This window comes from Paracoccus onubensis, assembly GCF_003591515.1.
GTDB classification, from domain to species: domain Bacteria; phylum Pseudomonadota; class Alphaproteobacteria; order Rhodobacterales; family Rhodobacteraceae; genus Paracoccus; species Paracoccus onubensis.
In genome coordinates this window covers 64,279-78,722 of sequence record NZ_QZCG01000010.1, presented here as the reverse complement: position 1 = coordinate 78,722, position 14,444 = coordinate 64,279, and the positions used below count along the sequence as shown (strand labels likewise).

Annotated in this window: 13 protein-coding genes; 4 read left to right on the top strand and 9 right to left on the bottom strand. The window is 59.5% G+C overall.

Annotated features, from left to right (window positions below):
• Positions 1–2 precede the first annotated feature (2 nt).
• Positions 3–854, bottom strand: coding sequence for an ATPase (locus tag D3P04_RS15005; RefSeq protein WP_119750305.1), 852 nt, complete (start codon positions 852–854; stop codon positions 3–5).
• A 289-nt stretch (positions 855–1,143) separates the two neighbouring features.
• Here D3P04_RS15005 and D3P04_RS15000 point away from each other — a divergent pair, with 289 nt between their 5' ends.
• Complete coding sequence (locus D3P04_RS15000; RefSeq protein WP_119750304.1) at positions 1,144–2,340, top strand: methyl-accepting chemotaxis protein; 1,197 nt, start codon at positions 1,144–1,146, stop codon at positions 2,338–2,340.
• 50 nt (positions 2,341–2,390) lie between these two features.
• On the opposite strand, the gene guaB is transcribed toward D3P04_RS15000, so the two are convergent.
• A complete protein-coding gene (gene guaB, locus D3P04_RS14995; protein ID WP_119750302.1) occupies positions 2,391–3,839 on the bottom strand; it encodes an IMP dehydrogenase in 1,449 nt (482 codons plus the stop codon).
• Between the two features lie 266 nt (positions 3,840–4,105).
• Between guaB and D3P04_RS14990 the strand changes: the two genes are divergently transcribed.
• Positions 4,106–5,236: an outer membrane protein transport protein gene (locus D3P04_RS14990; protein ID WP_119750301.1), complete on the top strand. Its 1,131-nt coding sequence runs from the start codon at positions 4,106–4,108 to the stop codon at positions 5,234–5,236.
• Between the two features lie 110 nt (positions 5,237–5,346).
• Here the strand turns inward: D3P04_RS14990 and D3P04_RS14985 are convergent, their stop codons facing one another.
• From D3P04_RS14985 to D3P04_RS14975, 3 genes are all read right to left on the bottom strand, one after another.
• The gene (locus D3P04_RS14985; protein ID WP_119750299.1) at positions 5,347–7,500 is read right to left on the bottom strand and encodes an esterase-like activity of phytase family protein; all 2,154 of its coding nucleotides are present in this window, start codon (positions 7,498–7,500) and stop codon (positions 5,347–5,349) included.
• A 196-nt stretch (positions 7,501–7,696) separates the two neighbouring features.
• Positions 7,697–9,223, bottom strand: a complete 1,527-nt coding sequence (locus D3P04_RS14980; RefSeq protein WP_333473103.1) for a phospholipase D-like domain-containing protein — start codon at positions 9,221–9,223, stop codon at positions 7,697–7,699.
• A 48-nt stretch (positions 9,224–9,271) separates the two neighbouring features.
• A complete protein-coding gene (locus tag D3P04_RS14975; RefSeq protein WP_119750297.1) occupies positions 9,272–10,291 on the bottom strand; it encodes a ribose-phosphate pyrophosphokinase in 1,020 nt (339 codons plus the stop codon).
• Between the two features lie 87 nt (positions 10,292–10,378).
• Between D3P04_RS14975 and D3P04_RS14970 the strand changes: the two genes are divergently transcribed.
• Positions 10,379–10,978: a 2-hydroxychromene-2-carboxylate isomerase gene (locus D3P04_RS14970; protein ID WP_119750295.1), complete on the top strand. Its 600-nt coding sequence runs from the start codon at positions 10,379–10,381 to the stop codon at positions 10,976–10,978.
• A complete protein-coding gene (locus D3P04_RS14965) occupies positions 10,975–11,754 on the top strand; it encodes an alpha/beta fold hydrolase (RefSeq protein WP_119750293.1) in 780 nt (259 codons plus the stop codon). Before D3P04_RS14970 ends, D3P04_RS14965 begins: the two co-directional genes overlap by 4 nt.
• Before the next feature lie 24 nt (positions 11,755–11,778).
• Here D3P04_RS14965 and D3P04_RS14960 read toward each other — a convergent pair whose 3' ends face one another.
• The 4 genes from D3P04_RS14960 to D3P04_RS14945 are packed head-to-tail and all read right to left on the bottom strand — an operon-like array spanning position 11,779 to position 14,250.
• Entirely contained in the window at positions 11,779–12,369 is a 591-nt protein-coding gene (locus tag D3P04_RS14960) for a thiamine phosphate synthase (RefSeq protein WP_119750540.1), read from the bottom strand.
• A 2-nt stretch (positions 12,370–12,371) separates the two neighbouring features.
• Positions 12,372–13,130, bottom strand: a complete 759-nt coding sequence (locus D3P04_RS14955; RefSeq protein WP_119750291.1) for a thiazole synthase — start codon at positions 13,128–13,130, stop codon at positions 12,372–12,374.
• 3 nt (positions 13,131–13,133) lie between these two features.
• Positions 13,134–13,331 carry a sulfur carrier protein ThiS gene (gene thiS / locus D3P04_RS14950; RefSeq protein ID WP_119750289.1) on the bottom strand — a complete coding sequence of 66 codons (198 nt, stop codon included), beginning with the start codon at positions 13,329–13,331 and terminating at the stop codon, positions 13,134–13,136.
• Positions 13,321–14,250 (bottom strand): FAD-dependent oxidoreductase, encoded by a 930-nt coding sequence (locus tag D3P04_RS14945; RefSeq protein WP_119750287.1) that lies wholly within the window; start codon positions 14,248–14,250, stop codon positions 13,321–13,323. The genes thiS and D3P04_RS14945 overlap by 11 nt, the downstream gene beginning before the upstream one ends.
• Positions 14,251–14,444: the final 194 nt, after the last annotated feature.

Here is a 14,444-nt window from a genome sequence, read left to right as displayed (position 1 = left end):
CCTTATTCCGTGCGATCAATGGCACGGGCGATCAACGCGTCGAAATCGCCCGCATTCCGTATCTCTTTGACTTCATCGGCAAAGACCGTCACGCCGCGCCGGGCCATCGCGGCGTAACGCGGCTGACGATGGGCCAGCGCGCGGGCATAGGTCCAGCGGATGAAATCATCGGGATTGATCGGAGGCTGGTACGTGCTGCAATATTCCTTCCATGCCGCAACAAGAAACTCCGGCTGGTAATACATCGGCTTCGGCGCCCGGTCGAAACGGCGGATCAGTTCGGATGTATGTGCCTCCGACCCTTGAATCCAGACCAGCAGCATCTGGTTCTCGATGACCGACAGCACCGGATCCCCGGGATCATCCGGGTCCACCACCTCGCAGACCGAACCGCTGGTGTCACAGATGAAATGATCGTATCCGTAGATTTCCTGCGCCCGCTGAATGAAATGGCCGCTATCAAGCATCGCGGCAATCTCGGCCCGGCGATGCTGCTCCTGGCGCTTCATGTATTCATCGAAATCCAGCCCGCCCTGCGCCGGATCGCCGGGTTTGCCAAGATAAGTCGAAAGCGGCGCCAAATTGTCGAAGGTGATATTGCTGGCGATATAAACCCCGTCGCTCATCAGCAATTCCCGCAGCAGGGGAACCTGCATGGCGTGGCGCTTGAATTCGTCGGTGATCTTCTCGCCCATGTAGCGGGTGCCGATGCGGTAATCGACGGAATAATGAAACCAGTCGCCGGTATCGCGCAGCATGGATGAAAGAAACGTCTTGCCCAGCCCGGACATGCCGAACAGCGCAACGCGCTTGTTGGCAGATGAAAGCCAGTCTTTTCCGGTCTTGTAGATCATGTCCCGCCTTTCCTTGACCAGCGCATAGGTAATGCGGAGATGACCCGGAGGAAAGAGGCCGCGCAGTGATGAACGCATGACATCCGGAGCCGCCCCTCCATCAGGCAGGCTATGCCATGACCACCAAAACCGCTGGTATATCGTGAGTTGCGACCGCGGCCCGCCAGACAAAGGCGAACAGCTTCCAGACGAACGATTTTGAAACCGGCCTTTGTCCTCTTGATCAGATTTTTACGTTTTCCGGCTTATTTTGACGAATCATTTTCAACCGAAGAACCGGAGAACAGCCTTGGCAATCCTGACATTCTCAAAAAACCGTCTGCCGGGATGGATGGCGGAGGCAACGCTTTCCAATGCGATAGACGCCGTCGTCATCATCGACAGCAACAACGATGTCATCTTCTTTAACCGCGCGGCGGAAGAACTATGGGGTTATGCCGCAAAAGAGGTTCTGGGAAAGAATGTCCGCATGCTGGTTCCTCAGCGCTTTCAGGCGGGGCATGACGAGTATGTCAACTCCAACCGGCGAACGGGCCATGACAAGATCGTCGGTTCCAGCCGCGACCTGAAGCTGGTCCGGCGGGATGGCCGAGAAGTATCGGTCTCGCTTGCACTGTCAAAGATGCGTGTCGGAAACACCTGGGCCTATGCCGCATTCGTCCGGAATATCTCTGGTGAATATACCGCATTGAATCGTCTTCTTGACCGGGTAAACGAAAGCGCCGACAGTCTCATGGCCGGTTGCAGGGATATGGGCGAGGCAATCGCCCGTGTCAGCGAAGGTGCCGCACAGCAAGCCTCGGCAGCGCAACAGGCCAGCGCGTCGACCGAACAGATGACCGCGAATATTCGTCAATGCGCCGAAAATGCCGCGCAGACCGAAACCATCGCCGTCCGCGCCCTGAAGCAGGCGAAATCCGCTGTGGACGTCGTGGAAGAGGCCATGTCCGCAATGAGCGCCATCGCCGAGAAAATCGGAATCGTGCAGGATATCGCCCGGCAAACCGATCTGCTGGCATTGAATGCCGGCGTGGAAGCGGCTCGCGCAGGCGTCCATGGCCGCGGCTTTGCCATCGTCGCCACCGAAGTCCGGCGTCTGGCGGAACGAAGTCAGGAAGCCGCGAACGCAATCGTCTCGCTTTCGCGAACGACAACAGAGGCGTCGGGAAAGGCGCGGACCGAACTGAATACTCTGATCCCGGAATTCCAGCGCACATGTGACCTGGTCCAGGAAATTTCCTCGGCCACAAACGAGCAGAGAGTCGGGTCAGAGCAGATCAGCACCGCAATCAGTCAGCTGGATCAGGTTATCCAGACCAATGCGCTGGCGGCGAGAACGGCGGAATCGGCGACGGAGATATTGACCGGAAATGCCGGGAGCCTTCTGTCCCTGATCGAAGGTTTCCGCGACAGCGATGGCAATATCAAGCGCACAGATAACGGCGAGGCCAAACAGACGCCCCGGCTATCCAAACAACCTGCCTAAGCCGCCCCGCCATATCGGAATATTGCCGTAAACATCCCCGCGGCCGCGTCTTATCCCATCCGATAGTTAGGGCTTTCCCGCGTGATCTGCACGTCATGGACATGACTTTCCTTCAGGCCGGCCCCGGTGATGCGCACGAACTGGCAATTGCTGCGCATCTCTTCGATGGTCGCGCAGCCGGTATAGCCCATCGCCGCCCGCAATCCGCCCACAAGCTGATGCAGAACCGCGCCCGCGCCACCTTTATAGGGCACCTGCCCCTCGATCCCCTCTGGGACCAGCTTGTCGGTCGCGGCATCCTTCTGAAAATAACGGTCGGCCGAGCCCCGCGCCATCGCGCCCAGACTTCCCATCCCGCGATAGCTCTTGAAGCTGCGACCCTGATACAGAATGACCTCACCGGGGCTTTCATCGGTTCCCGCGATGGCGCTGCCGACCATAGCGCAGCTTGCGCCCGCTGCGATGGCCTTGGCGAAATCGCCCGAGAACTTGATGCCGCCATCGGCAATCACCGGGACGTCCTCCGCGGCTTGCGCCGCATCCATGATTGCGGTCAGTTGCGGCACGCCCACGCCCGCAACGATACGGGTGGTGCAGATCGAACCCGGCCCGATCCCGACTTTCACCGCATCGGCCCCGGCATCGACAAGCGCCCGCACCGCCTCGGCGGTCGCCACATTGCCGGCCACCACCTGCACTTCGTTGGAGAAGCTCTTGATTTGCTCGACCGCGCGCGCAACGCCGGCCGAATGGCCATGTGCCGTGTCGATCACCACCATATCCACCCCGGCATCGATCAGTGCCTTGGAACGCTCGAATCCCTCCTCGCCGACCGTCGAGGCCGCAGCGACCCGCAGGCGCCCCAGATCATCCTTGCAGGCCAGAGGATTCAGCACCGCTTTCTCGGTATCTTTCAGCGTCAGAAGCCCGGTCAGTTTACCCTGCCCGTCCGTTACCAGCAGCTTCTCGATCCGGCGCTCTTTCATCAGATCGATGGCCTGTTGGCGATCGGCAGGCTCGGTCAGCATCGCAAGCCGTTCCGATGTCATCATCATGCGCACCGGCGTGTTATCGTCGCTGGCAAAACGCATGTCACGATTGGTGACGATACCGACAACCCGGCCCTGATCATCGACAACCGGAAAACCGGTGACGTTATAGCGATCCTGCAGCGCCTTGGCATCCGCAAGCGTCTGATCCGAACGCAGGGTGATCGGTTTGTACACGATGCCCGACTCGAAACGCTTGACCCGGCGCACCTCATCGGCCTGCTGTTCAGTGGTCAGGTTGCGGTGAATGACCCCCATGCCACCCGCCTGCGCCAGTGCAATCGCCATCCGGCTTTCGGTAACCGTGTCCATCGCCGAGGACAAAAGCGGGATGTTCATACGGATCCGGCGCGTCACATATGTGGTCACGTCTGCCGTGGACGGCAGCACGTTCGAAGCGGCCGGAACCAGAAGGACATCATCAAAGGTAAGAGCCTCACGAATCTGCATGGCAGTGATCCTTGCGATAATTTCGTTTGGCAGTTTCCACTTTCATGCAGCGGAAGATTTGTCCAGAGCAGATATGCGAAACATCGTCCTTCGTCCGATCATGACAGCCGCGAAAGAGTTGCAGCAACGCCACGGTGACGTGACGGTACAGCAAAGCAACGTAACGTCATTTCTGTGTTACAATTGATTTGAACCGGGTTGCGGGTAGGCTGTTCACAAGGTTCGCGCGGGACAGAGGAGGCCCGGACCTGCAATGGGAGGTATCTATGAAATATGTGTATTCCGGCGCGGCCGCGCTTCTGATCAGCACCGCCCCCGCCCTGGCCGGCGGGATCGATCGTAGCGGCCAGTTTCTCGGCCCGCTATGGGAGCCGGGCGATTACGCCGAATTCAGCTGGACCTTGGCAAAGCCAACGCTCAGCACCAACACCCTGAATCTCGGTGCCGGTCCATCCAATACCGGGGATGTCGCCGGAACCTACAATTCCGTTGGCCTGGCCTATAAGAAACAGTTCAATGAGAACTTCTCTGGCGCGGTAATGTTTGGCCAGCCATTTGGCTCTGACATCAGCTATCCGGGTGCGGCTGATGGCGGGTCGCTTTATCTGCAGGGAACCGGCGCGGAAATCGATACTCAAGAAGTCGTCGGCGTCGTTCGCTATGTCTTCCCGCAAAGCGGATTTGGCGTCCATGGCGGTATCCGTGCGCTCAGCACCACGGCCAAAGCGGATCTGGGCGGTGCGATCTGGGATGCCAGGGGAATTGACGGTTATCATCTGGACATCGATCGGGAAACCGACTTTGGCTGGCTTGCAGGCGTCTCTTGGGAAAAGCCAGAGATTGCGGCAAGGATTGCGCTGACCTTCAACTCCTCGATCACGCATGATTTCGACACGATCCAAAGCATTCCGGGCATGCAGGTGCCCGAGGACATTACCGAAGTGAAAATGCCGAAATCCGTCAATCTGGAATTTCAGACCGGGATTTCGCCCACCATGCTGGTGCTTGGCTCGATTCGCTGGGTTGACTGGTCCGAATTCAAGGTCCGCCCAAGCGTGCTTGGCGGAACCAGCCTCACCCATTTCGAGGATTCGACCACATATACGCTTGGTGTGGCCAAGAAATTCACCGATCAATGGTCCGGCGCGGTATCCTTCCAGTATGAAGGTGGCGGCGATGGGGTCGGAACGCCACTGTCACCCTATGAGGGCCGGAAAGGTATCACCCTTGCGGCAATCTACACGCAGGATAACCTGAAAATCACCACCGGCATCAGCTATGTCAGACTCAGCCAGTCGGATGTGGGTATTGGCGATCCCGGGGAAAGGCTGGTCGTTGGGGAAACCGATGACCGCAAAGGTTGGGGTGTCGGCGTGAAGGTGGGTTACAGTTTCTGAGTTTCCGCCCCTTTTCGAAACAGGAAAGCCCCGGACCAGATCCGGGGCTTTTTATTCAAGGCCGGGTATCCTGCTTACGCCTCGCAACGTCAATCAGGACGCAGCTTCCTTTACCGGAGATCAAAGCTCCAGAACAGCGTCTCTCCGGAACTGTCATCAGTCCCGTCATTATCCGTCGCGACATAAGCGGTCCCGTCCGAGGTGATGGCCAATCCCTCCACCTTATCCACGACATATCCGCCGGTAGCCTGCAGATCCGGAATCAGATCACGCAGAACCTCCTTCGAGACAACCGGCAGGTCACCACCCAGAGACGCGGGCTCCAGCCCTGCCAGATCGACACGCGTGATCTGTTTCAGAGCGGCCGCCTCACCGATCAGGTTGTCCCGTTCGATCACGTAAAGCGCGCCGTCATGATAGGCCAGATCGGACAGACCGACCCAACCCTCGCCCTGCTCGATCGGGTAATGGACTGCGGACCATTCTTCATTCGCCGGGTCAAGTTGAAGCAGTTTGACATGGCCCGCAGGATCATCGCCCCATTCGCGCTGCATGGCCAGCCAAAGCTTGCCTTCCACCAGTGAGACCCCCTCGAAGCCGAAGCGCGTCTCATGCGATGTCAGGGAGTCCGGCAGGCCGATTTCCTGCGTGATCGCTCCATCCGCCGTCACATGCAGCACGGCATGGGGAACCTCCTCCTCGGAATCTCCTTCCGATGCCAGCCAGAAGCCACCCTCGCCATCTGTCGTGATCCCTTCAAGGTCCAGCTTTTCGGCAGTCTGACCGTCACGGGTCACAAGAACACGGGAAGTGATCTGCGCCGGATTTTGCGACGCATCGATGGTATAGATCGACGGAGTATCGGACAGGACGCTGTCGCTGACGGCATAAAGCTTCGTGGCATCTTCAGGATCCGCGGCCAGACCGGACAGGGCCGCCCAGGGGATCAGATCCTCCGCCCCTTCAGATGTAATCATCGGATAACTGGCCCCAGTATCCTGCCGTTCATAGACCATGACATGGGCCCGCGCGGCGCCATCCTCACCCAGATCGGTTTCGTTGGCTGTCGCGAACAGTCCCCGCTGTGGAATGGCGACCAGCCCTTCGGGGCCGATACCGGAAGGAAGCGCCTGAAGCAGTTCGGGGGCAGCGGGATCGCTTGCGTCGAAGACAAAGACGATGCTGCCACGCTCCGATGCAACGAAGATCATCGGCACATCGTCATAGGTCGCGGTGATCACGGCCTCGGGCTCGCCCCCCTTGTTGTCCGAGCGGCCATCCGGGTAATGCCCCAGCTCGATCAGCTTGCGGTCCAACAGGTTTCCGCTGTCGTAAACGACGCTGCCATCTTTCTTCCAGATCGTGAAGCCCCGGCTACCGCCGTTCCAGTCTCCTTCATTCGCGGTCACCAGATGCTCATCGTCCAGCCACGCCACGGCATCCGGCTCGCGAGGGATTCCGGTCTGGCTCCCGCTTGGATCGATCTTGCCGTCATCCTCGGTATCGATTCCGTCAAGATCGACGCTGCCCGCACTGAAATGACCGGCAATCGAACCGTCCGCCCCGATGATGACGATGTGATTGTTTTCCTGCAGGGTCACGGCCAGTTCACCGGCGTCGTTATAGGCGACATATTCCGGTTCGGGATCATCGCCCGCGATATCGGCCAGACCGGTCAGGTCGATCTTGGTCAGGGACTCGCAATCCGCCGTGCCATCGGAAACGGGGATTGTCACGACATAACCGGCCGGCATCTGCGGGATCGCACCGTCATTCACATCTTCGTCGCGCTCATTCTCGATGGCGATCGCGATCTGGCTGCCATCCTTGTTAAGCGCGACCGAATCCGGCTGACCGCCGATATCGCAGCTTGCGGTGATTTTCTGGGTTGCGATATCCACGCTGCGCAATGCGCCCGACGGGTCGGTATAGCTTTCCGAAGTATTCACTCCCACGAAAGCCGTGCCGCCAAGAACCACGGTCGTCGTCGGCTCGCCCTCCATGGCGATATGGCCAAGCGGCTTAGGCTGCTTCGGATCGGTGATATCGATCAGCCCCAGGGCTTCCAACGGACTGTCAGAGTAGATCAGCGTATTGCCATCCTCCGTCACCGCCATGATTTCGGCGCTGGTTTCCTGCGAGCGATCCTCGCCCTCGGCGAAATTATCGGTCGTTGGAAAGCTGGAAATACGGTTAAGGACCGGTTCGGCCAATATGGGTGTGGCCACGGTGAGCGCGATCAGCGACGTCAGAGTCAGACGCATGGCAGATAAACCTCTGGGAAATGAACTCCAGCGGGTTGTGACCTGCAATCGTGACGATTTCGTAAGGGATGAATGACGCTTTTACGACAATGACGAAAGATGCGCCCGCGCAGAAGTGACGCAGGCATATTCCTGAATTTATCGGAACCAAGAAACGCCTGATGATCGGCTATATCATCCTTGCGATCTCTTCGCCTCAATCCTTCCGGATACGGCCCCAGCCTGTGAATAATCCACGTTTCGAAGGAGATTCGAAAATCTCGTCCGGCCCGTCTGGATCAAGGATTTCATTCTCGGCAAGCCACTCCTCGATCCCCGAGAGTTCAGGGATTTCATAAGGCACCAGCGACCGTCCCTCGCCGCGCAGTTCCTCGATGACCGCAATCAGCGAGCCGGTTCGGTTCAAACCTTCCTCGATCTGATCCATTCCGACCCCGAGATGCTCGGCAAGCAGGTCGTTCCGCAATGTCGTAATCTCGTCCTTCAAATGCGCGCATCCGGGTTCGTCGACCGAAAGGATCACGTCGCATTCGGTATCCAGACGCATGGAGCGATTGTTGAAATTCGATGATCCGACCCTCAGGAATCTGTCATCCACCACCGTCACCTTGGCATGAACGTAGATTTCATTGCCGCCTTCGGTAACCGGATGATAGATGCGAAACCTTCCATGCTTGTCGATCCGCTTCAGCGACTCGACCAGACGTGCCCGCGCCGTGTCCATCGCGACCGGCTCAAGCCAGCCATCCGCCGTGTGGGGATTGATGATGACGATTTCCGGGCCGTCTTCTTCTTCAAGCCGTTTGGCAATCGCATGGGCGATCCGGCGCGAGGCGAAATACTGGCTTTCAGCATAGATGATTTTCTCGGCGCGCGCGATCAGATCAAGATACATCGTCTCGATCTCATGCGTTGGCGCCCTATCGTCCATTTCGGGAATGGTACGGGCGATGCCAAGGCGCAGATCGCGCAAATTCGGCTCCAAGCCGTCCGGCCAGCAATCCCGAATCTCGGAAACGGGTGCAAGTTCTTGCTTGGTGGCGATTTTCCATCGCAACCGGGCCAGATCCGCGATTGCACGGGCCGCCTCGCCGTCGAACGCGCTTGTTGCATCATGCCACGGATCATTGGGCGTTCCATCCGGCCCCACGCGTCCGGGATCGTCATCCAGATGTTCCCGCGTGTCCCAGCGTTCATCCGTCATGTCGATACCGCCGCAAAAGGCGAGATTATCATCGATGGAAACGACTTTCTGGTGATGTGAACCGGCCAGAGGATGCGCGCCATCCAGACGCAATTCGATCTGTGGATGCGCCTTCCAGCGAATAAATGTGTAGAACAGATTTCGCTTGAAAAGTTCTTTGATCGCACCGGTATCCCATTGAAGCAACCTGGTTTTCAGTTCAGGCGTGCGATCAACGAGCCAGATGATGAAATCGCCCAGACATTCGGGCCCGCCATCGTCGGGAATGCCGAACGGAATGCGAGGATCGAAATCCCAGCCCACCAGCAGGATACTGTGCTTCGCCGCAATCATCGCTTTACGAAGGGCGATGAAATAATCCCGGGCATCAACGATGAACGCAAATCTGTCGGCATGTTCGACACGCCAACAATTTCTGCCTGCCTGCAACAATGCCGTCTGATCCATCTTGTCCTGCCCTTGATCGGTACCAACCACCGGCCGGACTTTATGGCACAAAGCATCCAGCTGACAACTCACATCATCCGTCCTTTGCAGCAACGGCAGATCATGCGGATATGCAAGCGATTACGACGTCGAGTAAAGCCCCTCATAGATCGGCAGCAGGGTATCCGTTTCGAACAGCGAACTGACCGAGGTGCCGTTCCAGATATTCAGGATTGCCTGCGTAAACATCGGCGCCGTCGGCACGATGCGGATATTCGGCGCGGCCTTCACGGCTTCGGATGGCTGGATCGAATCGGTAATAACAAGCGATTTCATCACCGATTTCGACACCCGCTCGACCGCCGGTCCCGACAGGACGCCATGGGTGATATAAGCATGCACCTCGGTCGCGCCCTCATCCTTCAGCACCTGCGCCGCCTTCACCAGAGTTCCCGCAGTGTCGCAGATGTCATCGACGATGACACAGGCCCTGCCCTTCACATCGCCGATCACCGTCATTTCGGCCACTTCACCCGGCTTTTCGCGGCGCTTGTCCACGATCGACAACGGCGCACCGATCCTTTGCGCCAGTTCCCGCGCCCGCGCCACTCCGCCGACATCGGGCGAGACCACCATCAGGTCATTCATCCGGCCCTTGAAATGATGCTGCACATCAAGCGCGAATATCGGCGCCGCATAAAGGTTATCCACCGGAATATCGAAAAAGCCCTGAATCTGCGTCGCATGCAGATCCATCGTCAGGATCCTGTCCACTCCGGCCTCGGTCAGCAGATTTGCCACCAGCTTGGCCGAAATCGGTGTGCGGGCCTTGGCGCGGCGATCCTGCCTTGCATAACCGAAATAGGGAATGACAGCAGTGATCCGGGCGGCCGAAGAACGGCGCAGCGCATCGACCATGATCAGCAATTCCATCAGATTGTCATTCGCCGGGTTCGAGGTCGGCTGAATGATATACATATCCTCGCCGCGGACATTCTCGAAGACCTCGATGAAAATTTCCTGATCGTTGAAACGCTCGATCCGGGCATCGCAAAGCCCGACATTCATGCCGCGATGCATGGACATGCGACGCGCGATCGACGCGGCAAGGGGTTTGTTGGCATTGCCGGAGATAAGTTTGGGCTCGGTCATGACGGGCATATGAAGCAGGGCCTCTGTCGTGTTTCGTGAGATTGCACCGCCATTAACACCGGGTTAACAATTGAGCAAACCCCAAAGGAGCTTTCGATGGCGCATATCGACTATTACTTCACGACGATCAGCCCGTTTACCTATCTTGCGGGGGATCGGCTGGAAAAGATTGCCGCCGCCCGCGGGGCAGAAATCACCTATAAACCGCTGGACATCATGCAATTGTTCGAGCGGACGGGCGGTTTACCCCCAGCCAAGCGGCATCCAAGCCGCATTGAATACAGGATGCAGGAACTTCCCCGCTGGGCAGAGCATCTGAAAATGCCGCTCAATCCCAAACCGGCGCATTTCCCGGTGAATATGGCTCCGTCATCCTACGCAGTCATCGCCGCCCAGAATGCCGGAGGCGGGAATATCGGCGCGCTCGTTCAGGGGTTCCTGCAGGCCGTCTGGGCAGAAGAGCGGGATATCAGCGACGACGCCGTCATCCGCGATATCCTGCAGGCGCATGGTTTCGATCCCGATCTGTGCGACAAGGGTCTGCTGACCGGCGCCGAAACCTATGGGCGCAATCTGGAAGAGGCGGTCGCCGCCGGGGTTTTCGGCGCACCTTTCTATATCGTCCGCGAGACCGATCTGCGGTTCTGGGGGCAGGACAGGCTGGATTTCCTCGACCGGCATCTCGAAGCATTGTGACCGAGATTTTCCGGCGCCACTGGCCCGGCGATACCGATCGTCCGGCACTGGCATTGCACTGCATGATGGCCTCGGCCGGATATTGGGGGCCGATTGCCGAACGCCTTGAAGGCAAGGTCGATCTGCATGGTTTCGACATGCCCGGCCATGGCCGCAGCGGGCCTTGGCAACCGGAAGCGAACGGTCCCGATTACCATACTGCCACCACCCGGATCGCCGCCAGCTTCATCAACCATCCGTTGGATCTGATCGGCCACAGTATGGGGGCCACGGTCGCCCTGCGCATCGCCCTCGCCGCGCCCGAGGCCATTCGTAGCCTGACCCTGATCGAACCGGTTCTTTTTGCCGCCGCGCCGGATGAAATGGTTGCGGTTCAGCCCGATGGCGATCTTGAACGGCTTATTTCCGAAGGCCGGGACGAAGAAGCAACCCGGCAATTCCTCGCGGCATGGGGAACGCAATCCTATGACGTCCTGCCAGACGATATGAAGGACAGGATGCGGGCTTGCGTCAGACTGGTTGCGGCCTGCACGCCCGATCTCATGCGTGACCGGGCAAACCTGCTGCGCGAAGGCGGGCTGGAGGCGATCACGGCGCCGGTCCTGCTGATTTCCGGCGAGCAATCACCGCCATCCATCCACGCAATCGCCGAGACGCTGGCATCCCGCCTGCCGGATGTCGGCAGGGCGGTTGTGCCGGATGCCGGCCATATGGCACCGATCACGCATCCCGATCAGGTCGCCGGACTGATTGACGTCAATCTTGACCGGGCCTGACCGGCAGGGGCAATTCGGGGCTTGTCACCGTGTTGCCGCGATCCATTCACGACAGCGCGCCTCCGGGTCGGTTGCCTGTTGAATATCCGTCACCACCGCCGCGCAATCCGCACCAGCCGCGAAGACGCCCGGCAGCCGTTCCGGCGTCAATCCACCGATGGCAACCAAAGGCACTTTTCCCGCGAGCCTCTTCCATTCGCGCACACGCTCCAGCCCCTGTGGACCCCATTTCATCTTTTTCAGCAGCGTCGGATAAACCGGACCAAGGGCGACATATTCGGGGCCATATGACAGGGCGCGATCCAGTTCGGTTTCGTCATGGGTGGAAAGCCCGAATCGCACATTCGCGCGGCGTAATGCCGTGAAATCCGCGAGATCCATATCTTCCTGTCCCAGATGCACGAAATCAATATCCAGATCGATCGCAAGCTGCCAGTAATCGTTCAGCACCAGCTGCGCCCCATGCGCTGCGCAACATGCCTTCGCACGCAGGATATGGTTGGGAAGCTCCTCATCGGGAACCTCCTTGAGCCGCAATTGCACCAGTTTGACGCCCAGCGGAACGAGCCGTTCCAGAAGCGTGGTCGTTCCGGTGATGAGATAAAAGCGATCCAGCGTCATGTCAGTGCTGCCATGCCGAAGAGCGGGGTCGAGGCCACGGCCATATCCCGCCGCCCCATCAATCCGGCCTCATGGGCAAGCCTTCCGGATTCGACAGCGCCGGCAAACGCCCGCGCCATTGCGACCGGATCGCCGGCCTTTGCAACGGCGGTATTCAACAGCACGGCATCGAAGCCCATCTCCATTGCCCGGGCAGCCTGCGACGGTGCGCCGATCCCCGCATCGATCACCAGCGGAATATCGGGAAAATGCGCCCGCATGGAACATAGCGCATCCTCATGCCTCAGACCCTGTCCCGATCCGATCGGAGATCCCCAGGGCATCAATACCCGGCAGCCCGCTTCGACCAGCTTTTCACCGACGATCAGATCTTCGGTCGTATAGGGGAAAACCTCGAACCCGTCGGCGCAGAGTTCACGCGCAGCCTCGACCAGCGCGAAAGGGTCGGGTTGCAGCGTATCAGCATGGCCGATGACTTCCAGCTTGACCCAGTTGGTGCCGAAAACCTCGCGCGCCATCCGTGCCGTGGTAATCGCCTCGCGGGCGCTGTGACATCCCGCAGTATTGGGCAGGATATGACAGCCGCTGGCCTGAAGCAGATCGCGGAAATGCGCGCCCCCTGCCCCTTCGCGGCGCAGACTGACCGTGATGATCTCGCTTCCCGAGGCGGAAATCGCGTCGGCCAGTACCGCAGGAGAAGGGTATTGCGCAGTTCCCAGAAACAAGCGGGAAACCGGCGTCACATCATAGAACATGACTTAGCCCCCTTGCATGGGCGACAGGATCTCGATCCGCATGCCCTCGGACAAGGCCGTTCCGTCGCGGAAGGTCCTGGGGACGAAATCGCCATTCACGGCGGTCGCCACCGAGGCGGCCGGTAAATCGCGCTCTTCGATCAGTTCCGACAAGGTGGTGGCCTGTGTCCGGATCGCTTCGCCATTCAATTCAACTCGCATGTTTTTCCTTTCGTATCAGATGATCCGCCAATTTCTCGGCCAATGCGGGCGCCATCAGGAAGCCGTGGCGATACATGCCATTGACATGCAATCTTCCGCCCGCCTCGCGGAATTGCGGGATATTATCGGGAAAGGCGGGGCGAAGGCCCGCGCCGGTCTCGATCAGCCGCGCCTCGGCGAAACCGGGATGCAGGGTATAGGCGGCGGAAAGCAGTTCCATCACCGCCCGCGCCGTGACCGGGCCGGGATCGTCGGTTTCGACCGTCGTCGCGCCGATCATGTAGCGCCCATCCCCACGCGGCACGACATAGCAGGGGAAGCGCGGATGCAGCAGCCGCACCGTGCGGGTCAGCGTCACATCCGGGGCATCGACGATCAGCATCTCGCCTCTGACTCCGCGCAGATCGGGCAGCAGGTCACGGGCGGCCAGCCCCCGGCAATCGATGATTCTTCCGCGTGGCTGACCCTGACGGATGGGAATGCCCATGCCGGTCAACCGGTCCCGCAGCGCAGCCATCGCCTTGCGGGGGTCAAGATGGGCTTCCTCCGCGAAGAACAGCCCGCGCGCGAAGCGCCCCGCCAGATCGGGCTCCAGCGTGGCGGGATCGGCGGGGGCATGGCCAGTCGTCATCCGCGCAAAGCGATCCAGTTCCGCACCATCGCGAGGAGGAGCCACAACCAGCGTTCCCCGCCGGACGACACCGGGCACATGGGACGACCACCATTCGACGGCTTTTACACCTGCAATGATGACCTCGGGCGGGGCGGATTCTCCTTCGCAGCCCGGCGCGAGCATGCCACCCGCCCAATGAGAGGCAGGGATGGAGTCGTCAGATAACAGTTCGACAGGCAGGCCGCGTTCGGCCAAAACGGTGGTCACGCAAAGCCCGGCAACGCCCGCCCCTAAAACCGAAAACATCGATCATCTCTCCATGCGAAAGCAGGGACCGAAGGCGCCCGGCACATGCGCCCGGGCGTGTCCAAAGATCGGCGCTTTTGAGCGTGCCCTGCTGCATCGGAAACGCCGGTTACTTGCGTCCCGCGATGGCCGGGGCCAGCCCGTCGCCGGCTGGTTCTTGAACCAGTGGCGCACCTGCCGGCGACCCCCGAGGT